This is a genomic window from Asticcacaulis sp. P2_B1, from assembly GCF_056404915.1.
In genome coordinates, this window is the sequence record NZ_JBFUDD010000001.1 from 813,634 (window position 1) to 834,817 (window position 21,184).

Consider the following 21,184-nt stretch of genomic DNA (forward strand, 5'->3'; position numbering starts at 1 on the left):
GGGAGGTCTTGAGTAGGTTCCGCGCCGTTCGAAGCCGGAATAGCGACCCCGTTATTCCGCCTGTTAGGTGCTGAACTGTGACAGATGAACCCCCAGTAGATCCCCGCTCCGAAGATGAGTTGAAGGATCTCGACCAACGCCTGAAAGCCATTGAAGCGCGTAAGCGCGGCAAGGGCGATCATAGCGCGGAAGTCGGCGCCAATCAGGGCTATCAAGCCCTGGGCGAGCTGATCGGGGGGATTCTCGGCGGTCTGGGACTGGGATGGCTTTGCGACAAGTGGCTGGGCAGCACGCCCATCTGCATGATCGCGGGGGCAATTTTGGGCATGGTCGCGGCGGTCTATCTGATCGTCAAGCAGGGCCAGTCTAAAGGTTAAGAACGGCATGACAGCCTCATCCCTGAGGTATCCGTCAATTTGGTTTTCTTCGCCCTTCGGGTGCGAACAAGTTTAAGAGGTTACAGGCTGATGGCCGCACACGATCCGCTCGAACAGTTCCAAATCCAGGAAGTCGTGCACCTGCCGACGGTCGCCGGTATCAACCTGTCGATCACCAATTCGGTCTTGGCTATGATGATCGCGGTCGGCCTGACCATCCTGTTCTTCGCCCTGACGACCGCCCGCGCCAGCATCATTCCCGGCCGCGGCCAGGTCATGGCGGAAGGCCTGTTCGGCCTCATCGACGACCTGACCGAATCCATCATCGGCCACGACGGCAAGCAGTTCATGCCGTACGTCTTCACGCTTTTCCTCTTCATCCTGAGCTGCAACCTGCTCGGCATGTTCACCTATTTCACCGCGACCTCGCAAATCGCCGTCACCATCACCCTGGCGGCTATGACCATCCTCATCGTCATCGGTGTCGGCGTCCTGCGACACGGTATCGGCTTCTTCAAGATGTTCGTGCCGTCGGGCGTACCCTGGTACATCTTGGTCGTCCTGGTGCCGATCGAAGTCATCGCCTTCGTCATGCGTCCGGTCACCCTGACCCTTCGTCTCTTCGGCAACATGCTGGGCGGTCACATCGTGACCCAGGTCTTCGCCGGCTTCATCATCGCCACGGCGACCCTCGGCCTCGGCGGCTATGCCATCGGCCTCCTGTCGCTCTCCACCATCGTCGCCCTGACGACCCTCGAATTCCTGGTCGCCTATCTGCAAGCCTTCGTGTTTGCCGTTCTGACCTGCGTTTACCTCAGTGACGTCGTCAATATCGGCCACCACTGATTTTCCTCAACCCTTCTATACCAACTGGAGTTTACACCCCATGGATCTCGCTTCCGCCCAAGCCATCGAACTCGGCCTCAAGTACATCGGCGCCGGCCTCGCCACCCTCGGCATGATCGGCGCCGGTATCGGCCTCGGCATCCTGTTCGGCAACTACTATGTCGGCGCCCTGCGCAACCCTTCGGCCGCCAAGTCGCAACAGACCAACCTCTTCATCGGCATGGCCTTGACCGAAGCCCTCGGCATCTTCTCGTTCGTTATCGCCCTGCTGATCCTCTTCAACCCGAAGTAAGATCGACAAGCGCTATAAATCGCGCACCAAACACGTTCGTACACCTGAGTGCCTGACTCCGTTTTCGGGGTCGGGCCTTTAAGGACAAGCTATGCAAGCCGCTACCTCCTCCGAGGCCACGACCACCTCCTCCGCCGACGGCAGCCTCGCGCCGGCTGTGACGACCTATGCCTCGACGGTGCCGTTGAACAATTCCCAGGCGTTGGCGCAAGCCAAGGCCGGCGGCGTCGCGGAATCCACGACGGCGACGACCGGGCATCCCGCCGCCGAAGGCGAAGGCGGCCTGCCCCAGCTCAATACCGCGCATTGGGGCGGCCAAATCGTTTGGCTGCTGATCATCTTCACGGTCTTCTACGTCCTGATGGCCACCGTGTTCACGCCGCGCATCCGCAAGGTCCTGAACGTTCGCGGCTCGACCATCGCCGAAGACCTGGCCAATGCCCGCGCCAACCGCGACGAAGCCGAAGCCCAGGCCAAGCAGGCCGCGGCTGAAACGGCCGAAGCCCACGCCGCCGCGCGCAAGCTGGCCGCCGAAGCCGTCGCCCGCTCCAACGCCGAAGTTGCCGCCCTCACCGCTGCCGAGGACGAAAAACTTAACAAGCGTCTCGGCGAAGCCGAAACCCGCATCCGCGCCTCGCGTGACGCGGCCATGGCCCACGTCGCCGACATCGCTTCGGAAACGGCCCAGGCCCTGGTCGAAAAGCTGACAGGCAAGCCCGCCACCGCCGCCGCGCTCAAATCCGCCATCGGGAAGGTCTAGGATCATGGAATTTTTAGCCGATCCCGAAAACTGGGTCCGTATCGCCCTCGTCGTCTTCCTGCTGATCCTCATCGTCGTCAAGGTGCCGGGCAATCTGTGGAAGTCGCTGGGCTCGACCGGCGACGCCGTCCGCGCCGAACTCGACGAAGCCGTGCGCATCCGCCAGGAAGCCACCGACCTGCTCAACAGCATCAAGGCCCAACGCCAGGCCGCCGAAGCCAAGGCCCGCGAAATCATCGCGCTCGCCGAGGAACAAGCCGCCCGTCTGGCCGAGGAAGCCCGCGCCAAGCTGGCCGAAACGATCGAACGCCGCGAAGCCCTGGCCGAACGCAAGATCGCCCAGGCCGAGGCCCAGGCCGCCGCCGACGTCAAAGCCGCCGCTGCCGACCTGGCCGCCAACCTGGCCGAGACCATCCTCCTGGACCGCGTCCAGAAGGCCGGCACCGACGCTCTCGTCGACAAGGCCATCGGCCAACTCGAAGGCCGCTTCAACTAAGCGCCACCGCATTTCGAAAACAAGAAAAGCCCGAAGCCAGAACGCTTCGGGCTTTTTCTTTGTTAAGGGAAGTCGCAGGGGGCGATCCCCCTGCACCCGGATGTTATTTAGACCGATTGCCGATCATCGCGATCAAGCCGACGATAATTCCGAGGATCAGAACCTGGCCGCATTCGATGATCGTAGGAAAGACAATGGCGATATGGGTGGCGTGGACGGCCTTATAAGCCGTAAAACTCCGCAGACCGTTGTACAACACAATCAGTGCAGCCAATCCGGGCGCAGCCACGCCGATGAAGGACAACAGGCCGCTACGCCCGCCGCGCCGCGTCAGCGCGACAATGATGGCGACGATGCCCATGACAAGGATCACCAGCACGGCCAGCTTCGTCAGGGCGTTAAGCCCCATGAACACGTCAACCGGATTGGCCGTGGCCAGGGTATTGAAAAATATCTTTGAATTGCTCGGCGTCATAAACTCCCCCTACTTATTGAAGGCAAGCTTACCACGAATGGTCACGATCGCAACGGCCATGAAAAAACCCTCAGGCCTTAAGCTGGAGGCTTCTTCTTCTCTTGAACTGCGGCCTCAGACCGTGCGCGGCCGGCGAAAAAACCGGCGCCGGAAACCGACAAGCGCCCACTTGCCACGCAGGAAGAAACGTTCAACCTTAAGGACCTGTTGCCAGAAGATCGAAGCCAGCGGCGGATTGCGCCGCAGCAGCTTACGGATCGGCATGACCCAATTGGGGTGACGGCGCTTCAGGTGAATGAACTGGCGGCGCGCCCAGAAGGCATTGCGCAGTACCAGGATCAACCCGACGACGATCAGGAAATAGTGGCCCGGCACGATGATCAGAACAAAACCAGCCGCGATCAGTACGAAACCAAGCGCGATCAGAACCCAACCCAAGACCTTCTTGGAGAAGCGCTTAATGGCGCGCTTCGCCATACGCAGATTACGCAGGATCGGCTTGTTGTGCACCAAGGATGTTCCGGGTTCGCTCGACATGGTCTTGATCAAGGCGCCTTTAGTCGCCTGTTAGCTCTGGATATTGCACCGTGATACGGCCTGCTGAACCCCATATGGAGAGGCATATGGGCATTGTAAAGGCACGGATTGAAGATCAGGTGAATGTGGATAAAAATTAATTTTCGTAAGGGCAAGTTTGTCACTTCAGCCATTGATTTTACGAAACTTTTCGCCTTTCGGATCACTCCATCTGTCGCAATGCCTTACCGAAAGTGAAACTCTGTCCACAGGCCTCACACGGCCGGACGCATGACCTTCGACGGATCCGGCTCGGGTCTGCTTTTGCGACGATGACGCAGCAATCCCTTCACATCGTGGCGAAACCGGTACATGAAACGCCACTTGGCCGGCAGGAGCCGCCGCTCGACCCGCATGGCCTGCAGCCACAACAACGCGACCACCTTGGCGCCCGGCCGCAACATGGCGCGCAAGGGTTTCAACAGCCGAGGATATTTCTGCACCAGCCGGACGAACAGGCGCTTCACCCACACGGAACTGCGGAGCAGGATGATCAGGCCGAGCAGGATGATGGGAACGCCAAAGGGCCCGGGCAACGGCGTAATCACCACGCCTACCAACATCAAACCCAAGCCGAGCAAGGTCATCAATACCTTGATAAGAACTGCCATACCCCGGACTACCCTCACAGTTTCGCCGGCATCGACGATGCCGGCGATCTGAAATATCAGACTTCCCTTAGATGGGGAACAGGGCGCGATGCCGCAAGTCGCCTCAGCTAAAGGCCAGCCGCGGTTGCCGTGCCGCCCGCGTCTCATCCAATCGCTTGGCCGGCGCCAGATAGGGCGCGCCCTTGAAACGCGACACGTCGCCCTTCAAGGCGGCTTCGGCCAGGGCGCGCAGCACCGCGATAAAGCGGTCCAATTCGTCCTTGGATTCGGTTTCCGTCGGCTCGATCAGCATGGCGCCGTGGACGACTAGCGGGAAATACATGGTCATCGGATGGAAACCTTCGTCGATCATCGCCTTGGCGAAATCGAGCGTCGTGACGTCCGAACCTTCCAGCCAGCGATCGTCGAACAGGGCTTCGTGCATGCACGGCCCCTGCGGGAACGGCACGCTCATCAAATCGCTCAGCGACGCCTTGATATAGTTGGCGTTCAACACCGCGTCTTCGGCGACCTGACGCAGGCCGTCGGAACCATGGCTCAGCATATAGGTCAGGGCGCGGATGAACATGCCCATCTGACCATGGAAGGCGCACATGCGGCCGAAATTGGCGCTGGACGCACCCTCGTCGTGCTCAACCAGATCGAATGCGCCCTCGCCCGCCAAAATCCACGGCTTGGGCGCATAGGCCGCCAGGGCTTCGGACAGCACCACCGGACCGGCGCCCGGACCGCCGCCGCCGTGCGGCGTCGAAAACGTCTTATGAAGATTGATGTGCATGGCGTCGACGCCCAGATCGCCCGGGCGCACCCGGCCGACAATGGCGTTGAAATTGGCGCCATCACAGTAGAAATAGGCGCCGGCGGCATGGGTGACGCGGGCGATCTCAATGATGTCGCGCTCGAACAATCCGCAGGTATTGGGGTTGGTCACCATGATGGCGGCGACATCGGGCCCCAGCTTCGAGGCCAGGTCGGCGACGTCAACGCGGCCGTCGGCGGTCTGGGCGACTTCCTTGACCGTGTAACCGACAAAGGCCGCCGTGGCGGGGTTGGTGCCGTGGGCCGACGTCGGCACCAGCACCGTACGGCGATGGCCCTGACCGTGGGCCTCGTGGGCCGCCTTGATGGCCAAGAGCCCGCAGAGCTCGCCGTGGGCGCCGGCTTTCGGCGTCATGGCGACGGCGGGCATGCCGGTCAGGGTCTTCAGCCAATGCGCCAGGGTGTCGATGAGCCCCAGCGCGCCCTGCACGGTCGAAACCGGCTGCAGCGGGTGGATATCTCCCAGGCCCGGCAGGCGCGCCATCTTCTCGTTGAGCCGCGGATTGTGCTTCATGGTGCACGACCCCAGCGGATAGAGCGCCAGGTCGATGGCATGGTTCTTTTGCGACAGTCGCACATAGTGGCGCATGGCTTCCGGCTCGGTCAGCCCCGGCAATCCGAGATCATCGCCGCGCACCAGATCGCCGAGATCCGATGTGTCAATGGCGATATCGGCGAAGTCGACGCCGGTGCGATTATAGTCGTCCTTCTCGAAAATCAGTGGCTCGTTCTGCAACAGGCCGCGCCCACCCAGCAACGACTTGAAGGATGTGATTTCGACATCGATTTCCGGCGCCGAAGGCCGACCGACAGATTGCATACCCATTACGCTACCTCTTTCAGGGCCGCGACCAGCGCCGCCATATCGCCATCCGACACCGTTTCGGTGACGGCCACGATCAGATGATGTTCAAAACCCGGTTCGTTCTGCAAACGCGCGAACGGCACGCCGCCCAGCACATTCTTCGCTGCCAGGACTTCGACGACGCCCATGGCCGGCTTGGTCAGCTTGACGGTGAATTCATTGAAGAAGCGCGGCGTTACCACCTCGTGACCCGCGGCAACCAACTGGTCCTTCAGGGCATGCGCCTTGGCGTAGTTGATCTTGGCGACGCGCTTCAAACCTTCCTGGCCCAGCAGGCTCATATGGATCGAGAAGGCCAAGGCGCATAGGCCGGAATTGGTACAGATGTTCGAGGTCGCCTTGTCGCGGCGGATATGCTGCTCGCGCGTTGACAGGGTCAGAACGAAACCGCGCTCGCCATCGGCATCGACGGTCTCGCCGCACAGCCGGCCGGGCATCTGGCGCAGGTATTTTTCCTTGGCGGCGAACAGACCGACATAGGGACCGCCATAGGACAGCGGCACGCCGATCGACTGGCCTTCGACGGCGACGATATCGGCGCCCATCTCGCCCGGCGATTTCAGGAGGCCCAGGGACATAACCTCGGTGACCACGACGATCAGCAAGGCGCCGGCGGCCTGGGCTGCGGCGGCAATCTTGCTGACATCGGTCGCCGTACCGAAAACGTTCGGCGTTTGCACGACGACACAGGCCGTGTCGGCGTCGATATGGGCCAAGACGTCGTCCTCGGCGTCGACAGCCGTGGCGCAAGCCTCAGTTTCAATACCGACGGCGTGGGCCAGGGTTTCGACCGTTTCACGATAATGCGGGTGCAAGCCGCCCGACATGACCGCCTTGTTGCGGCGGGTGATGCGCGTCGCCATCAGCACGCCTTCGGCCGCGGCGGTCGAGCCGTCATAGAGCGACGCATTCGCCACCGGCATGCCCGTCAATCGCGCCACTTGCGACTGGAACTCGAACAGGACCTGGAGCGTTCCCTGCGCGATTTCCGGCTGATACGGCGTGTAGCTGGTCAGGAATTCCGAGCGTTGGATGATATGATCGACCGTCGCCGGGATATGATGGCGATAGGCGCCGGCGCCGACGAAGAACGGCACCTTGGCCGGGCTGACATTTTGCCCCGCGAACGCTTGCAATTGCGCTTCGACTTCCAGTTCGCCGGCATATTTCGGCAAATCGACCGTACCGCTGCGCCGGGCCGACGCCGGCACATCGACGAACAATTCATCGATCGACGTAGCGCCGACCTTTTCCAGCATGGCGACGCGGTCGTCCGCGCTCAGGGGCAAATAACGCATGATACAGACCTTACAGAGTGGCGAGATAATCTTCGTAGGCGGCGCGGTCCATCAGGGCGTCCAGCTCCGAGGGATCCGACAACTTCAGCTTGGCGATCCAACCGGCGCCTTCCGGAGCGGCATTGACGACGTCCGGGCTGTTCGACAGCTCGGTATTGGCATCCAGCACTTCGCCCGACACCGGCGCATAGACGTCGGAAGCCGCCTTGACGCTTTCGACGACGGCGAACCCGTCGCCCTTCTTGATGACCTTGCCGACGTCAGGCACCTCGACGAAGACGACATCGCCCAAAGCGTTGGCGGCGTAGGCGGTGATCCCGACCAGGGCGACATCACCCTGCATCTCGACCCATTCATGATCCTTGGTGAACTTCATCTTGATACCCTCAGGCTTTAGGTTTGCGGTGGTAGCCGTTCTTAACGAACGGCAAGGCGACGACTTCGGCGGAATAAGGCTTCCCGCGCACTTCGATATCCAGGGTCTGACCGATCGCGGCTTGCGACGGCGGCACATAGCCCATGGCGATGGAATAACCGAGGCTCGGCGACGGCACGCCGGATGTCACGACGCCCAAAGCCGTACCGTCCTTGGCCAGTATCTTCGCGCCGTCGCGCGCCGGCGGACCGCTCAGCAGCTTCAGCGCCACGCGGACGCGATCGAGCTTTCCCGCCAGTTGTTCGGTGATATGGTCGCCACCACGGATATCGCCACGGCTCAGCCGCGACTTGTTCATGGCGAAACCGAGATTGGCCTCGACCAACGTGTAGCTGGCATCCATCTCATGACCATAAAGCGGCATGCCGGCTTCCAGGCGCAGGCTGTCGCGCGCACCCAGGCCGATGGGCTTGACCAGCGGATCGGTCAGCAGGCGATCCCACAGGTCGGCGACACGCGCCTCGGGGAAGCTGATCTCGAACCCGTCCTCGCCGGTATAGCCCGAGCGCGACACATAGGCGGTCTCGCCCATGATCTCAAAGGTTCCACATTCCATGAAATATAAGTCGCACGCCGCCGGACATAGCGACTGCATCACTTGCGACGCCTTGGGACCTTGCAAAGCCAGCAAGGCTCGATCGGCCAGGACCTCGAACTCAACATCGGCGCCGGTTTCATCATCGGCAATATAATCGGCAATGATGTCGAAATCCTGATGCTTACAAGCGGCGTTTACGACCAGCAGGAAGCCGCTGGCCTCCGGACGCGACACCATCCAGTCGTCAAGAATGCCGCCGTCTTCAGCCAGCAGCAAAGAATATTTCTGCTTTCCCGGAAGTAAAATCGAGAAGTCGGTCGGCGTCAAACCTTCCAGCACGGCGATGGCGCCCTCGCCCGTCAGCCTTGCCTGGCCCATATGCGAGACATCGAACAGGCCGGCATTTTCGCGTGTCCATTTGTGCTCGGCCATCACCCCTTCATACTGCACCGGCATGTTATAGCCGGCGAAGGGCACCATCTTGCCGCCAAGGGCGACATGGCGATCGAACAGAGGTGTGGATTTCAATAGGTCTTCGGACATGGGGGCAGCACTCAAAACAGGGATGACGAATGATCGTTTCTGCGCCCCCGCTGTCCTTGGAACCTGAGAGATTTAGGCTTGCGCCGTTGCTCCGTCGGTGGAACCTTCCGGTTCACTTTCCAGCGTTTGAGTTATCTTACGGTCCGTGGGCCTGAGCGTTTCCGGGGCGGTTGCGCCTTCGGCGTCGTGACGAGTCACGAACTCTCCCGTAAGGTTGTTTCGCTTGTGCGTTAACACTTGGGCAGAGTCAAGGCAGGTTTTGTCATAACACGCCCTCTTGAAGAAAAAGCCATGCAGCGTAAGTTCGCCTCATGACCACGTTTACCATCGGCTTCACCCAATCGACGGCGCAGCATTTCTTCGCCCGGCTGAAACAGGCCGGCGTCAAGCGCGTCATCGATGTCCGCCTGCATAACAGCTCGCAACTGGCCGGCTTCGCCAAGTCCGAGGACCTTGCCTTTTTCCTGAAAGCTTTGGGCGGTATGGAGTACAGCCACGAACCTGCCCTCGCTCCGAACGAAGCCATCTTCACTGCCTTTAAGAAACAGAAGGGCGACTTCCAAGTCTTCCAGAAGGGCTATTTGAACCTGTTGGCCGAGCGAACAGTCGAAAACCTCTACAAGCCGGCGTTGTTCGAAGGCGCTTGCCTGCTGTGTTCTGAAGCCGACTATCACCACTGTCATCGCCGCTTCCTGGCCGACTATCTCAACGACAAATGGGGCCAGACGCTTAAGGTCGAACACCTATAGTCGACCGTATTTGCCGATAAACCGCGCGCGATGGCGATATTCGGAGTAGCCGAGGCCCTTTTTACGGGAAGCGACACTCCGAATAGAAGTTTACGGCATCATAATACCTTACTTCTGGTAGCAGGCAGCGGCTGGGGGAGCGATCGCGGGTTTGCCCTTAGCCGTTGTTGACGATCAGCTTCAAATGGCCCTTTTCGCGCAGTTGCGGCGGGTCATAGACCATCGGCCGCTCGACCTTTTCGCTCTTGCGCAGGAAGCGCGCCTTATACTTGGCCATGTGCGGCAATAACGACGCCTCAAGATGCGCCGTGGCGATCTCCACACACTGATCGGCCATGCGCTCGATATGGCGGTTGTGCTGGCGGCCGGGCGGCGTCACCAAAACCAGCTTCTTCTTCGGGAAGCGCTCTTTCAGATAGCGCGCCGTTGCCGCATGATCGCCGTCGGCCGTCACCAGGTAACAGACGTCAAACAGATCGTCCTCAGCATCGGCCGCGATCGACAAAGCGAGATTGACATCGCCCTGCTTTTCGACCGCCATCTGCCAGGTATGGCCGCAGCTATTACAGCCGTCCGTCGAATGCACGAAATGTCCCATGCGGCATATGACGCCCTGCCCCTGCAAGGCCTTCCTATAGTCCTCGTGGCGCTTCATATTGGCTTTGTTCTGCGGTTGATGCGCCGAACACCACACGACCCGCTTAACGACCTCGGACTTCGGCGCGATCGCCCGCGCCAAAGCCTTGAGATTCAGCCATTTCAGATAGGGCCGCTTATAGGCATCGACGGCGTGATAGAGATTGAAACCGTCGAAATAGAAGGCGGCCCGCTTGCGAAACAGCGGCAACCTCCATCCCCCAGACTTCCCCTCACGCGACGCCATGAACCACCCGTTAAGACTTTGGTAACAGTAAACTCCAAGTCCGGGCGTTTGTCAGCAGGTTTCCTCCGACGGACGATTAATTCGGAGTCAGCCGCAGTTGGCGTCGTGCCAATCCTGCAAGGCCTTCGCCTCAAGCGCCTGACTCTCGGAAAGAGACTGGCCATATTGCTTCTTGTCCGACTCTGAACGCATCAAGGGTATCATTTGACTGAGATAGTCATTGCCATTGTGGATATCGGCCCACCAGTTTCCGTCGCGGATACACGTATCCGTTTCGCCCGTTTCGCCATTGGCATTGGCGTTGGCTCCGGCCACCTGCTCATAATATTTGTACTGCAAATCTCGTATCTGCACGACCCACGGCTGCAAGGTCAGCGGCACCCACGCGACGTCTCCGCCGCTTGACAAGGCCGCCAGATTGTCCCGCGCCGTGGCATTGTTCGGATCGACTTCCAGCGTCTTTTGATAGTCAGCTGCCGCCTGGTCTTTTTGCCCAAGTTTGTAATCGGCATAGCCCATATTTTCATAGACCTCACTACGGGCGATGCCTAGTGCGAGGGTCTTGGCCATGTCGTCGCGCGCCGCCGCCCACTGCCCGCCGGCGAGGTAGGCTATGCCTTCGGCAAAATGCGCTTCCGGATCATTCGGGTCCAATTGGATCGCCTTGGCCAAATCCGCCATATCCGAGCCGTCGTAATCGCTGTCGTTATTGGGCGCCAACCGGCTGAGATAGAGTGTCGCCGATCCACGCTCACGGTAGGCGGACTCGAAGTTCGGATCGAGTGTGTAGGTGCTCTTGAAATCGATGATGGCATTGCGCGAGTCGTAGACGTCCCAGGCATTGGGATCATACCGCCTGGCTGCCCCTCTTAGATAATAGTAGGGCGCCCGTTTGGGGTCGGCGGCGATGGCCTTGTCGGCCAATATGCGGGCGACATCAAATTGACCGCCGCGATAGAAGCCTACGCCCTCGGCATAAACGGCGAACGCACTATCGGGATGTGCTGCAGCGGCAGCGATCAACATATGTATGGCCGTGTTGGCGTCGTCGTTGGTCATGGACGTATTCATGGCTTTCGCCGCGGCGACCGTGTCCGCATCGGCGTCGCCGGGAATGGCGATCAGGATCAATGGCGGCGGTGGCATGGCTGAGACGGCACCGGCAATCAGGACACCAGCCGCTAATACCCCACCCGCCACAGTTTTCACGATCAATGTCATGGCTCGCCTCCGCACAGGTCAGCCCGGCACGGACTGTTTGGGGTTACCGTACGCTTAGCGCCTCGCGCGGCAAGTTACAAACGCTGTTATCCTGTAGCGGCTTACATCTGCTCCGGAGCACTCAATCCCATCAGGTCGAGGCCCAATTCCAACTGCTTCAGGGTCACCGTCACCAGCCCCAAACGCGACGCTTTAACCGCCGCGTCGTCGCCGACCAGCACCGGACAGGCGGCGTAGAACTTGGAAAACGCCTGGGCCAGCTTGTAAACATGGTCGGCCAGGATATTCGGCGCCCGCTTGAGATAGGTTTCCTTCAAGGCATTGTCGAAGGCGTCTAATAACAACACCAATTCGCGTTCCGCCGGCTCGGCAACCACGATCGCACCCGCCGCGACGTCTTGCTCAACGGCCTTGCGCAGGATCGATTTCATCCGCACCGCTTGATAGAGCAGATACGGCCCGGTCTTGCCCTCGAAGCTCATGAAACGGTCGAGGTCGAAGATGTAATTGGTCAGGCGATGGTTCGACAACTCGGCGAACTTCAGCGCCGCCACAGCGACCTTGTGCGCCGTATCGGCAAAAGCCTCTTCCGACAGCCCCTCGCCAAGGCCCGTTTCGTGCAACCGAACGGTCGCCTTGTCCACGGCCTCCGACACCAGTTCATGCAGTTTCAAGGTCCCGCCGGAGCGCGTTTTGAACGGCTTACCGTCCGGACCGTTGACCGTCCCATTGGCAGCATGTTCCAGGTGGCCAGGTACGGCATAGCCGGCGAGATAAGCGGTTCTGAACACTTGCTCAAAATGCTCGGCCTGACGGTTGTCTACCACATAGAGACTGAGATCCGGCTGCTGTTCGGCCTTGCGTTGCACGATGGTGGCTACGTCGGTCGTACCGTACATGGCCGACCCTTCGGAGGATACGACCAATAATGGCGGCGGGCTCGGCCCCTCAACGATCGTGCCGTCGTCCAGCTTCTTTTTTCGCGTCTCGCCCGGCCTGGCGACGTGGACCACGCGGGCGCCCTGATCGTCGACCAGCAATCCCTTTGCTTTCAGGTCTTCAATCATCGGCTCGACGTATGGGTCGGCGTCGGATTCGCCGTTCCACAGGTCGAACTCTACCCCCAGGGAGGCATAGTCGCGCTTGAGCGCTTCGCGGCTGACCACGACAAAATGTTGCCACAGGGCGCGATAGCCCGGGCGACCATGCTGAAGCTCGCGTGTCGCCTTACGCGCTGCGTTCAGGAAATCCGTATCCTTGGCCTCGATACGCGCGCTGGTCTTGGGATAGATGCGCCCAAGGTCGGCCAGCGACACCGGCGATTCTTCGGGATAAGGGCCGGAATAGTCTTCATCAAAATAGGGTAAGTCCGGCATCTCTTCGGACACGCCGACGATCAATTGCCCCATCTGGAGGCCCCAGTCGCCGAAATGGGCGTCGCCGACCACGTCGTCGCCGAGGAAACGCATGATGCGCTTCAAACTCTCACCGATCACGGCCGTCCGCAGATGGCCGATATGCATTTCCTTGGCGACGTTCGGTCCGCCGAAATCGATGATCACCTTGCGCTTGGCCGCGACCTTCGGCGCGCCCAAACGCGCGTCGCCGGCGATGTCATTGACGCGCGTGCTCAAGGCGCCGTTGTTCAAAACGAAATTGAGAAAACCCGGTCCGGCGATATCCAGCGACTGAATCCGCACGTCGTCCTTCAGATGCGCCACGACTTTGCTGGCGACCTCGCGCGGATTGGCCTTGGCCGCCTTCGCCACGGCCAAAGCGCCATTGCACTGAAAATCCGCCAAATCCGGACGATCCGACGCGTTGACGCGCCCGGCCGCAGTGTCAAACCCTTCGGCGACAAAGGCACGCGACGTCACATCGCTCAGTTGTGTGCGAAAATCGTGGGAATCGGCAAAGGCTTCGACAAAGTCAGACATGGGAGAAGAAATCCGGGGAAAATTTACCGCTCCCCATACGCCACGCCTGCCGTCAAAGACAAGTCCTATTGGGCCGGTTGCTTCTTTTCGACCGGGCTGACATAGCGGAAATGCTTGCCTTCGCGGTTGAACTCGACCATTTGCGGCGTCACGTCGAAACCGACCAGGACTTCGAAATTCGAGCCGGCCACCGTGATATTGGCGCGCGGAATAACTATATCCTCGATGCGCGTATTAACGTCGATCTTCGGTTCGCCATTGGCGAAGGTCACCGGCAGCTCAAATTCCTGCTTGGCCAGTACCGTCTTGTCCTTTTCGGTCACAGCAATCCAGTAGTGATAGACCTTGCTCTGCCCAACAGCAGCATCGCCGCGGCCCAGGGAGAAGCTGATATCCATGGCGACCTTGATCGGATCCGTGCCCTTATAGGCGCAATCCGAAGCGATACCGTTGATTTCGCCGGTCCATTGCGCCGCCTGGGTGGATTCCTTGTTGTCCTTGAATTCCTGATAGCGGGCAGCGTCGTACAGCACCTTGACGAAGGGGCACGGCCCTTCCGCCTTGATTTCTTTCATGCGCAGGTTCTTGCCGTCGAATTCCTCGTCGCGCTTCTGCTTGGCTGCCTGGTCGTTATCGCCACCGCCCTGCCCCTGGTCCTGCGCATGGGCGACAGCCAGGGTTCCGGCACTGAGCAGAAGACCGAGAGCCAGACCTGACATGAGGCGACGCGAGAGAACGGACATAGAGGATCCTTGTAATTCATCCGGGAACAAGCGAAGGCCCCCGTAACGCTGTGTAGCGCTTTGGTTTCGCTTTTCAAAGAGTTTTATCGAGCGACTACGGCCAAAACACGGCGGATAGCGGTCACCTGTGACAACTTAATCAAACCGGACCTTTCATCTGGCAAAGCGGCCCGAAAACGCTTATGTAGACAGGCATGAGCCCTTCCCTGACCGTCTATCTCGCCACGCCGCGCGGCTTTTGCGCCGGAGTCGATCGCGCCATCCAAATCGTCGAACGCGCCCTCGAACTGTACGGCGCCCCCGTCTATGTCCGCCACGAGATCGTCCATAACCGCCACGTCGTCGACCGCCTGAAATCCCTCGGCGCCGTCTTCGTCAAGGAGCTGGACCAGTGTCCGCCCGACCGTCCGGTGGTCTTTTCCGCCCACGGCGTACCGAAATCCGTCCCGGAAACCGCGCGCGACCGCAAGATGTTCTTCCTCGATGCCACCTGCCCCCTGGTCTCCAAGGTCCATGTTGAGGCCGAACGCCACTTCTCCGAAGGTCGCGAAATCATCCTGATCGGCCATGCCGGCCACCCCGAAGTCATCGGCACCATGGGGCAACTGCCCGACGGCGCCGTCAAGCTGATCGAAACCGTCGAACAGGCGCGCGTCTTTACACCGATCGACCCGGCCAATCTGGCCTTCGTCACCCAGACCACCTTGTCGGTCGACGACACCGCCGAAATCGTCGCTGCCCTGCAATCGCGTTTCCCATCGATCGCCGTGCCGCACAAGGAAGACATCTGCTACGCCACCACCAACCGCCAGGAGGCGGTCAAGTCGGTCAGCGGCGATTGCGACCTCGTCCTCGTCATCGGCTCGGCCAAGTCGTCCAATTCCCAACGCCTGGTCGAAGTCGCCATGCGCGCCGGGGCCAAGGCGGCCTACCTGATCGACGATGCCTCGAACGTCGACTGGTCGTGGTTCGACGACGTCAGGACACTCGRCATTTCGGCCGGAGCCTCGGCGCCGGAAAACCTGATCACCGACCTGGTCGCAGCCGTGGCGGCGCGCTATGACGCCGAGATCATCGAAAACGCCGGTGTCCGCGAAACCGTAACCTTCAAACTGCCGCGTGTCCTGACCGAAGCGTAAACAGGGGCTTTCCCGCCCCCGCGACTCCGCTATAAGGCCCCCATGACCTCCGATCGACCCAAAGTCACCCTCTATACCGACGGCGCCTGCAAGGGTAATCCCGGCCCCGGCGGCTGGGGCGCCGTCCTGATGTCCGGCGTCCACGAAAAGGAACTCTACGGCTATGAGCCGCAGACGACCAATAACCGCATGGAAATGATGGCGGTCATCTCCGGCCTCGAAGCCCTGAAGAAACCGAGCGACGTCGCTCTTTATGTCGACAGCCAATATGTCCTGAAGGGCATGTCGGAATGGATCCGCGGCTGGAAGGCGCGCGGCTGGAAGACCGCCGACAAGAAACCGGTCAAGAATGACGACTTGTGGAAGCGCCTCGACGCCGCCTGCGCCCCGCACAAAATTAAATGGCACTGGGTCAAGGGCCATGCCGGCGACGAACTCAACGAACGCGCCGACCAACTGGCCAACAAAGGCATCGAAGAAGCCCGAATGCGGGCGTAAAACGGGTCATGCCTTTTCTTGCCGCCGTGTCCGGATTTGAGGGCGGTAAGGTTTGATCCACAGATTACGCAGATGAGAAACACTGCGTCGGCTAACCCCACGCTTCCGGCGCGAAACGTCAATATCAGGTCTTCATGACGCTACGCATCACGATGATCCACCCACATCGCCCCATACTGGCCGCGGTAGCGGCCATCTTCATCTGCGTAATCTGCGTAATTTGCGGATAAAGCCTTGCGATATGCGCCACGCATGGCGCCTTCCGACGCGAAGTCACGCCTACAACGCCACCAAATCCCGCTTATACCGCCGCCAATTCCTGACATAATGTGCCGCTGAATGTTTCAGCATGCCGATCTGCTCCGGTGTCAGTTCGCGCACCACCCGCGCCGGCGAGCCGACCAGTAACACGCCGTCCGGATACTCTTTACCCTCCGGCACCAAAGCCCCGGCCCCAACGATCGAACACGCCCCGATCCGTGCATGCCCCAATATCACCGCGCCGATTCCAATCAGGCTCCCCTCCCCCACCGTGCAACTATGGATCATGGCCTTGTGCCCGATCGTCACGTCATCGCCGATGGTCAGAGGCACGCCGTCGTCGGAATGCAGCACCGCACCATCCTGGACATTGGTCCGCGCACCAATAACAATAGGATCATTGTCTCCACGAATAACCGCGTGAAACCAGACACTTGCGTCTTCGCCCAGGGTCACGTCACCGATAATATCGGCATCCGGCGCGATCCAATAACGCTCGTCCGCCGGCAGCTTCGGTGTCTTCAAACCCAGTCGATATAGCGGCATGGCTTCTCTCCACAAGCGTGTTCCCTTTATGATGTTTTTGCGAAATTGTCACGGCGGCCGGTATTTTTAATATATCGCTAACCATAGTAAACGAATCTGGTAGCGTCGAGACAGGGCGGGAATCACTTCCGCTCCGGACCGGCGGAATCGTTTAAGGTTTCAGCCTTAGAGGTAAAAGTGGTTAGACGGGTCGCGTATTTCACCCTGATTTTCTCCCCACCGCCGAACGCCGGCCCGACGGCCGATGGTGGCGCCCCCTGCGGACGTTCACCCCATTCCTTCCTCCCCATCGTATCCAGGGCGAGCCTTCACGGGCCTCGCCCTTTTTCATGTCTTCAAGGAGCCCATCCATGACCAAGCGATCCGTCAAACGCTTTATGCGCGAAGGTACTCTGGACACAGAGCAATATGCCTCCGACACCAAGGTCCGCCGCCTCAGTGTTCATACCGGTGGCGCCAGTGCATGGAATCCTATGAACGGCCAAGGGGCTCCCTCGAACGAAGACCGCGACCAATCCTACGTCAAGACGATCAAGCCGAAGTCCGAAGGCCAGGCCGCCATGATCAACGCCATCGATGAAAAGAACCTCGTCCTGGCGCTTGGGCCCGCAGGTACCGGTAAAACCTATCTTGCCATCGCCAAGGCCGTCGAAGCCCTCGAAGCCGGCAAGGTCGGCCGCATCGTCCTGTCGCGCCCGGCCGTCGAAGCCGGAGAATCGATCGGCTTCTTGCCCGGCGACATGGAAGACAAGCTGGCGCCTTACTTACGCCCGCTCTACGACGCCCTCACCGACCGCCTCAGCATGAAGCGCGTCAAGGCGCTGATGGCCGAAGGCCTGATCGAAATCGCCCCGGTCGGCTATATGCGCGGCCGCACGCTCAACAACGCCTTTGTCGTCATCGACGAAGCCCAGAACTGCACCTATGTCCAGCTCAAGATGCTGCTGACACGCCTCGGCTGGAACTCGACCATGGTCGTCACCGGCGATCCGCAACAATCCGACCTGCTCACCGGCCTTTCTGGCCTTGGCGATGTCGCCGACAAGTTCGAAGCCGTTGACACCATCGCCGTCGTCCGCCTCAAGGACAAGGACATCGTCCGCCATCCCCTGGTGGCGCAGATGCTCGGCGTTCTCTAACCCGTTCCCCTTCCTCCCCGAAGGCTACTCAGTCTCCCGGTCTCTGGCCGGGAGACTTTTTTACGCACCCGCGCAAAGGAAAAGGCGGCAGGGTCACCCCTGCCGCCTTCACTATTCAACCTGTTGACGAAAAGACGTTCAGGTCAACTCAACGTCTTTTCCAATTAGAAGTCCTTCGAGATGTCGATAAAGAACTGACGGCCGATCAGGCCGGAATAGGTGTACTGGCTGGAGAACGGAATTTCACCGATCCGGCCGGCCGAACCCGAAGCCACACCGGAACCGATGGTCGGTGCGAACTTGTTCAGGATGTTACGCGCGCCAGCAACAACCGTGAAGGTTTTGGCGCGGTAACGGAACGACAGGTCGTGGGTGACGAACGGGGGCACTTCGGCGACATAGCTGTTGCCGGAGGCGGTCAGGCCGGTTTCGCCAAAGAAGCCGATATTGCTGGCGTTACCGACATAGTTGACCGTCCAGGCGACCGTCCAATCCTTGTGCTGGAAGGCCGTTTGAATGTCGCCCGCCCAGTGTTGCTGGCCGATCGTACCCGTATAGTTGATGACATCGGCGCCTTCATACTGCTGCTGCTTGTCGTACTTGTAGTAGGTGAAGGTCGCGTCCGAGGTCAGCTTGCCGTAGTTGAATTCATGCGAATAGTTCGCCGTGAAGTCGATACCGGCCGAAGCTTCGGTCGGAATGTTACGATAGCTGCCGTCGATGGTCAGAATGCCGTTATAGGTCGGCGAGGCCGAATTCATATCGCGGGTGAAGTCGTCGCAGAAGCCCGGCTGGGAACGGAACTGGACGCTGTTATAGCAGGCGGCGATAACGGCGGCACCGTTGGAGGTGATCTGGTCGCTGATCTTGATCTTCCAGAAGTCCATGGCGAACTTGAAGCCGGTGTTCGGCGGCGTCAGGACGAAGCCGAGAGTCGTGGCGTAGGAGGTTTCCGGCTTCAGATCCAGGCCACCGCCCGTGGTGATCAGGGCCGACGGGTTGTTACCCGTGTAATCGCCCGGCACACCATCGGCGGCGCAGTTGGCGCGGATCGTGGCATTGACCTTGAAATCGCCGTCTGGTCCCAATTGGTTATAGCGAATGCAGGGGTCGACCGAGGTTTGGTTCAGATAGCCGGTCTGGTCGTTCAGGTACAATTCGTACAGAGCCGGAGCGCGGAACGAAGTGCCTGCCGTACCGCGAACGCGGAAGATGTCGTCGACAGCCCAATCGAAACCGGCCTTATAGGTATAGGCGGTGCCGACGCTCTTGTAATCGCTGACGCGACCGGACAGGTTGACCGTCAGGTCTTCAACAAACCGGTGGCCCTTGAGGAGCGGAATTTCCAGTTCGCCGTAGATTTCCGACAACCGGTCCGTACCCTTGGTTTCGCCGGAGCTGGTGCGATTGTAGGAGTTGCCGCTCAGCGACAGCGCACCGGGCGTGTCATCGATCTTGTCTTCACGGAAGCTGATACCGAAGGCGCCGCCCAGGGCGCCGGCGGGCAGTTGCATGATGTCGCCGGTGAGCGAAGCTTCAGCCGTCGTCTGGGTATAGTCGGTCTTGCCGTGGTCGACCGTGAAGTAATAGGCTTCTTCGGCCGGGGTCAGCTTGCCCAACAACAGGGCGTCGGGGGAGAACAGGTTGAGCGGGACGCAACCGGCCGGTGCGCCGGCGCCGCATTCGTCGATATTGATGAATTGGTTCTGGTCGAAGCCGGTACCCCAGTTGACGCGGTCGGCATAGACGACGTCGTCGTCATATTTGCCGACGCTCTTCGAATAGGACACGTAGGCGTCGTACTGCCAGGTGCCGATGTCGCCACGAACGCCACCCAGCAAGCGGCCGAGATCGACCTTCTGGCTGGAGTTGGACGGGTGCAGGACAACCGGCTGGGCGTAGATCTGCTGCGGGCCGTAACCGATGGTGTCCGGCAGGATGTTGACGCTGGAATTGTTCGAATAGTAGGGGAACAATTCACCCCAGGCGGTCTGGGACGACTTGCGTTCACCGAACATCGCTTCGGTGTAGAGTTCACCGCCGCCCAGCCAGTCGGGGCGATAATTGCCCTGGGCATACAGGTTGAAATCCTTGGCCGGAGAAATCGCGGTCGTGTTCAGCGCTTCCGGGGGATTGTCGTATTCATAGGCGGCATTCGTGCCGTCATATTGCGTGAAACCGCCCGGCAGGCGGCCGCTTTGGTTCAGGCCCGGCGTGTAGAAGAAGATGTCGCCGGTGATATTGTCGTAGACGCTGCCCTGGAAGATGCCCGACGGGTTGTAGCACTTGGTTTCGCCGGTACGCGGGTCGATGCGGTCGGCGCTGGTGCCGTCTGGCTTGGTGCGCAGAAGACGCGAGCACGACAGCGCCTTGCGATCCGAGTAACGCAGAGCCTGACGCTCATAATACTGACCGCTGACCAGGAAGCTGCCCTTGTCGAAGGTCTTGCCCCACTTGGCGCTCAGCGTATATTCGTCAGCGCCTTTCTCTTCCGACATGCGGTCGGTGGCTTCGATCTGGAAGCCGTCATAATTCTTGTCGGTAATGATGTTGACGACACCGGCAACGGCATCGGAACCGTAGATCGACGATGCGCCGTCGGTCAGGATTTCATAGCGCGATACCACCTGTTGCGGGATGAAGCTGAGGTCGACCGGGCCGACCGTGCCGCTGATGCCGGCCGGCGGCATGCGGCGGCCGTTGATCAGGATCAGGGTGCGGTTGGCACCGAGGCCGCGCAGCGACAGGGTGTTGATACCGTCACCACCGCCAACGATATAGCCGGTGAAGGTGCTGTTGATCTGACCGGCGCCATTGGCGACCGATGCGCCTTGCAGAACTTCGGCGGGATTGACCATGCCCGACAGGCTGGACTTTTCGGCCGTGATCACCTGAACCGGCGAAGCGGAGTTGAAAGTGCTCTTGCGGATGCGCGATCCGGTGATAACGACTTCGGTACCGGTGTCTTCGGCAGGCGCGGCGGCCGGGGGCGTCGTCGTGTCCTGGGCGGCCGGGTCCTGAGTCGCCGGGGCGGCATCTTGCGCCATGACCGGCAGACCGATGACCAGCGAGGTCAGAACGGTACCAGCTAACAGCCATTTGCGGGTGTGGTTCGGTTTCAACATTAAGAAGCTCC

The 21,184-nt window shown here is 60.2% G+C and carries 22 protein-coding genes and 2 riboswitches; of the genes, 9 read left to right on the forward strand and 13 right to left on the reverse strand.

All coding sequences use genetic code 11. From position 1 onward, the window contains the following. The first annotated feature begins 77 nt into the window (after positions 1-77). The 5 genes from AC1DX3_RS03930 (at position 78) to AC1DX3_RS03950 (ending at position 2,771) form a co-directional block, all read left to right on the forward strand. On the forward strand, positions 78-377 hold the full coding sequence (locus AC1DX3_RS03930) for an AtpZ/AtpI family protein (RefSeq protein WP_476987922.1): 300 nt from the start codon (positions 78-80) through the stop codon (positions 375-377). A 90-nt stretch (positions 378-467) separates the two neighbouring features. Then, positions 468-1,223 carry a F0F1 ATP synthase subunit A gene (locus AC1DX3_RS03935; protein WP_476987923.1) on the forward strand — a complete coding sequence of 252 codons (756 nt, stop codon included), beginning with the start codon at positions 468-470 and terminating at the stop codon, positions 1,221-1,223. A gap of 40 nt (positions 1,224-1,263) precedes the next feature. Then, on the forward strand, positions 1,264-1,515 hold the full coding sequence (locus tag AC1DX3_RS03940; RefSeq protein ID WP_476987924.1) for a F0F1 ATP synthase subunit C: 252 nt from the start codon (positions 1,264-1,266) through the stop codon (positions 1,513-1,515). Positions 1,516-1,606: 91 nt separating this feature from the next. Then, complete coding sequence (locus tag AC1DX3_RS03945; RefSeq protein ID WP_476987925.1) at positions 1,607-2,275, forward strand: F0F1 ATP synthase subunit B family protein; 669 nt, start codon at positions 1,607-1,609, stop codon at positions 2,273-2,275. Positions 2,276-2,279: 4 nt separating this feature from the next. Beyond that, positions 2,280-2,771 carry a F0F1 ATP synthase subunit B family protein gene (locus AC1DX3_RS03950; RefSeq protein ID WP_476987926.1) on the forward strand — a complete coding sequence of 164 codons (492 nt, stop codon included), beginning with the start codon at positions 2,280-2,282 and terminating at the stop codon, positions 2,769-2,771. A 103-nt stretch (positions 2,772-2,874) separates the two neighbouring features. Here AC1DX3_RS03950 and AC1DX3_RS03955 read toward each other — a convergent pair whose 3' ends face one another. The 7 genes from AC1DX3_RS03955 to gcvT all read right to left on the reverse strand — a co-directional run bounded on the left by AC1DX3_RS03955 (position 2,875) and on the right by gcvT (position 8,932). Continuing rightward, positions 2,875-3,246, reverse strand: a complete 372-nt coding sequence (locus AC1DX3_RS03955) for a hypothetical protein (protein WP_476987927.1) — start codon at positions 3,244-3,246, stop codon at positions 2,875-2,877. A gap of 114 nt (positions 3,247-3,360) precedes the next feature. Next, complete coding sequence (locus tag AC1DX3_RS03960; protein WP_476987928.1) at positions 3,361-3,783, reverse strand: hypothetical protein; 423 nt, start codon at positions 3,781-3,783, stop codon at positions 3,361-3,363. Between the two features lie 254 nt (positions 3,784-4,037). Then, on the reverse strand, positions 4,038-4,433 hold the full coding sequence (locus AC1DX3_RS03965; RefSeq protein WP_476987929.1) for a hypothetical protein: 396 nt from the start codon (positions 4,431-4,433) through the stop codon (positions 4,038-4,040). Between the two features lie 103 nt (positions 4,434-4,536). Then, the gene (gene gcvPB / locus AC1DX3_RS03970; RefSeq protein WP_476987930.1) at positions 4,537-6,078 is read right to left on the reverse strand and encodes an aminomethyl-transferring glycine dehydrogenase subunit GcvPB; all 1,542 of its coding nucleotides are present in this window, start codon (positions 6,076-6,078) and stop codon (positions 4,537-4,539) included. Beyond that, positions 6,078-7,415 carry an aminomethyl-transferring glycine dehydrogenase subunit GcvPA gene (gcvPA, locus tag AC1DX3_RS03975; protein WP_476987931.1) on the reverse strand — a complete coding sequence of 446 codons (1,338 nt, stop codon included), beginning with the start codon at positions 7,413-7,415 and terminating at the stop codon, positions 6,078-6,080. The genes gcvPB and gcvPA overlap by 1 nt, the downstream gene beginning before the upstream one ends. A 10-nt stretch (positions 7,416-7,425) precedes the next feature. Further along, on the reverse strand, positions 7,426-7,791 hold the full coding sequence (gene gcvH / locus AC1DX3_RS03980; RefSeq protein ID WP_476987932.1) for a glycine cleavage system protein GcvH: 366 nt from the start codon (positions 7,789-7,791) through the stop codon (positions 7,426-7,428). A 10-nt stretch (positions 7,792-7,801) separates the two neighbouring features. Continuing rightward, on the reverse strand, positions 7,802-8,932 hold the full coding sequence (gene gcvT, locus AC1DX3_RS03985) for a glycine cleavage system aminomethyltransferase GcvT (protein ID WP_476987933.1): 1,131 nt from the start codon (positions 8,930-8,932) through the stop codon (positions 7,802-7,804). A 40-nt stretch (positions 8,933-8,972) separates the two neighbouring features. After that, positions 8,973-9,061, reverse strand: a riboswitch (glycine riboswitch). Next, a riboswitch (glycine riboswitch) is annotated at positions 9,062-9,151 on the reverse strand. A gap of 92 nt (positions 9,152-9,243) precedes the next feature. On the opposite strand from gcvT, the gene AC1DX3_RS03990 reads away from it, so the two are divergent. Then, positions 9,244-9,681: a DUF488 domain-containing protein gene (locus tag AC1DX3_RS03990; RefSeq protein ID WP_476987934.1), complete on the forward strand. Its 438-nt coding sequence runs from the start codon at positions 9,244-9,246 to the stop codon at positions 9,679-9,681. 157 nt (positions 9,682-9,838) lie between these two features. Here the strand turns inward: AC1DX3_RS03990 and AC1DX3_RS03995 are convergent, their stop codons facing one another. The 4 genes from AC1DX3_RS03995 to AC1DX3_RS04010 all read right to left on the reverse strand — a co-directional run bounded on the left by AC1DX3_RS03995 (position 9,839) and on the right by AC1DX3_RS04010 (position 14,465). Then, complete coding sequence (locus AC1DX3_RS03995; RefSeq protein WP_476987935.1) at positions 9,839-10,528, reverse strand: NYN domain-containing protein; 690 nt, start codon at positions 10,526-10,528, stop codon at positions 9,839-9,841. 123 nt (positions 10,529-10,651) lie between these two features. Further along, a complete protein-coding gene (locus tag AC1DX3_RS04000; protein WP_476987936.1) occupies positions 10,652-11,785 on the reverse strand; it encodes a tetratricopeptide repeat protein in 1,134 nt (377 codons plus the stop codon). 101 nt (positions 11,786-11,886) lie between these two features. Next, positions 11,887-13,722: an arginine--tRNA ligase gene (gene argS, locus AC1DX3_RS04005; RefSeq protein ID WP_476987937.1), complete on the reverse strand. Its 1,836-nt coding sequence runs from the start codon at positions 13,720-13,722 to the stop codon at positions 11,887-11,889. 65 nt (positions 13,723-13,787) lie between these two features. Next, on the reverse strand, positions 13,788-14,465 hold the full coding sequence (locus tag AC1DX3_RS04010; protein WP_476987938.1) for a Tat pathway signal sequence domain protein: 678 nt from the start codon (positions 14,463-14,465) through the stop codon (positions 13,788-13,790). Between the two features lie 194 nt (positions 14,466-14,659). On the opposite strand from AC1DX3_RS04010, the gene ispH reads away from it, so the two are divergent. Together ispH and rnhA are read left to right on the forward strand one after the other, a co-directional pair. After that, entirely contained in the window at positions 14,660-15,604 is a 945-nt protein-coding gene (gene ispH, locus AC1DX3_RS04015) for a 4-hydroxy-3-methylbut-2-enyl diphosphate reductase (protein WP_476987939.1), read from the forward strand. Between the two features lie 42 nt (positions 15,605-15,646). Continuing rightward, the gene (rnhA, locus tag AC1DX3_RS04020) at positions 15,647-16,102 is read left to right on the forward strand and encodes a ribonuclease HI (RefSeq protein WP_476987940.1); all 456 of its coding nucleotides are present in this window, start codon (positions 15,647-15,649) and stop codon (positions 16,100-16,102) included. A 279-nt stretch (positions 16,103-16,381) separates the two neighbouring features. Here the strand turns inward: rnhA and AC1DX3_RS04025 are convergent, their stop codons facing one another. Further along, on the reverse strand, positions 16,382-16,909 hold the full coding sequence (locus AC1DX3_RS04025; RefSeq protein WP_476987941.1) for a gamma carbonic anhydrase family protein: 528 nt from the start codon (positions 16,907-16,909) through the stop codon (positions 16,382-16,384). A 350-nt stretch (positions 16,910-17,259) separates the two neighbouring features. Between AC1DX3_RS04025 and AC1DX3_RS04030 the strand changes: the two genes are divergently transcribed. Then, positions 17,260-18,048, forward strand: a complete 789-nt coding sequence (locus AC1DX3_RS04030; protein WP_476987942.1) for a PhoH family protein — start codon at positions 17,260-17,262, stop codon at positions 18,046-18,048. Positions 18,049-18,212: 164 nt separating this feature from the next. On the opposite strand, the gene AC1DX3_RS04035 is transcribed toward AC1DX3_RS04030, so the two are convergent. Beyond that, a complete protein-coding gene (locus AC1DX3_RS04035; RefSeq protein ID WP_476987943.1) occupies positions 18,213-21,173 on the reverse strand; it encodes a TonB-dependent receptor plug domain-containing protein in 2,961 nt (986 codons plus the stop codon). Positions 21,174-21,184 lie beyond the last annotated feature (11 nt).

Excerpts from the sequence above, each read along its gene's own strand:
- AC1DX3_RS03935 (WP_476987923.1), top strand. The coding sequence starts at position 468 with ATGGCCGCACACGATCCGCTCGAACAGTTCCAAATCCAGGAAGTCGTG.
- AC1DX3_RS03940 (WP_476987924.1), top strand. The coding sequence starts at position 1,264 with ATGGATCTCGCTTCCGCCCAAGCCATCGAACTCGGCCTCAAGTACATC.
- AC1DX3_RS03945 (WP_476987925.1), top strand. The coding sequence starts at position 1,607 with ATGCAAGCCGCTACCTCCTCCGAGGCCACGACCACCTCCTCCGCCGAC.
- AC1DX3_RS03950 (WP_476987926.1), top strand. The coding sequence starts at position 2,280 with ATGGAATTTTTAGCCGATCCCGAAAACTGGGTCCGTATCGCCCTCGTC.
- AC1DX3_RS03955 (WP_476987927.1), bottom strand. The coding sequence starts at position 3,246 with ATGACGCCGAGCAATTCAAAGATATTTTTCAATACCCTGGCCACGGCC.
- AC1DX3_RS03960 (WP_476987928.1), bottom strand. The coding sequence starts at position 3,783 with ATGTCGAGCGAACCCGGAACATCCTTGGTGCACAACAAGCCGATCCTG.
- AC1DX3_RS03965 (WP_476987929.1), bottom strand. The coding sequence starts at position 4,433 with ATGGCAGTTCTTATCAAGGTATTGATGACCTTGCTCGGCTTGGGTTTG.
- gcvPB (WP_476987930.1), bottom strand. The coding sequence starts at position 6,078 with ATGGGTATGCAATCTGTCGGTCGGCCTTCGGCGCCGGAAATCGATGTC.
- gcvPA (WP_476987931.1), bottom strand. The coding sequence starts at position 7,415 with ATGCGTTATTTGCCCCTGAGCGCGGACGACCGCGTCGCCATGCTGGAA.
- gcvH (WP_476987932.1), bottom strand. The coding sequence starts at position 7,791 with ATGAAGTTCACCAAGGATCATGAATGGGTCGAGATGCAGGGTGATGTC.
- gcvT (WP_476987933.1), bottom strand. The coding sequence starts at position 8,932 with ATGTCCGAAGACCTATTGAAATCCACACCTCTGTTCGATCGCCATGTC.
- AC1DX3_RS03990 (WP_476987934.1), top strand. The coding sequence starts at position 9,244 with ATGACCACGTTTACCATCGGCTTCACCCAATCGACGGCGCAGCATTTC.
- AC1DX3_RS04000 (WP_476987936.1), bottom strand. The coding sequence starts at position 11,785 with ATGACATTGATCGTGAAAACTGTGGCGGGTGGGGTATTAGCGGCTGGT.
- argS (WP_476987937.1), bottom strand. The coding sequence starts at position 13,722 with ATGTCTGACTTTGTCGAAGCCTTTGCCGATTCCCACGATTTTCGCACA.
- AC1DX3_RS04010 (WP_476987938.1), bottom strand. The coding sequence starts at position 14,465 with ATGTCCGTTCTCTCGCGTCGCCTCATGTCAGGTCTGGCTCTCGGTCTT.
- rnhA (WP_476987940.1), top strand. The coding sequence starts at position 15,647 with ATGACCTCCGATCGACCCAAAGTCACCCTCTATACCGACGGCGCCTGC.
- AC1DX3_RS04025 (WP_476987941.1), bottom strand. The coding sequence starts at position 16,909 with ATGCCGCTATATCGACTGGGTTTGAAGACACCGAAGCTGCCGGCGGAC.
- AC1DX3_RS04030 (WP_476987942.1), top strand. The coding sequence starts at position 17,260 with ATGACCAAGCGATCCGTCAAACGCTTTATGCGCGAAGGTACTCTGGAC.
- AC1DX3_RS04035 (WP_476987943.1), bottom strand. The coding sequence starts at position 21,173 with ATGTTGAAACCGAACCACACCCGCAAATGGCTGTTAGCTGGTACCGTT.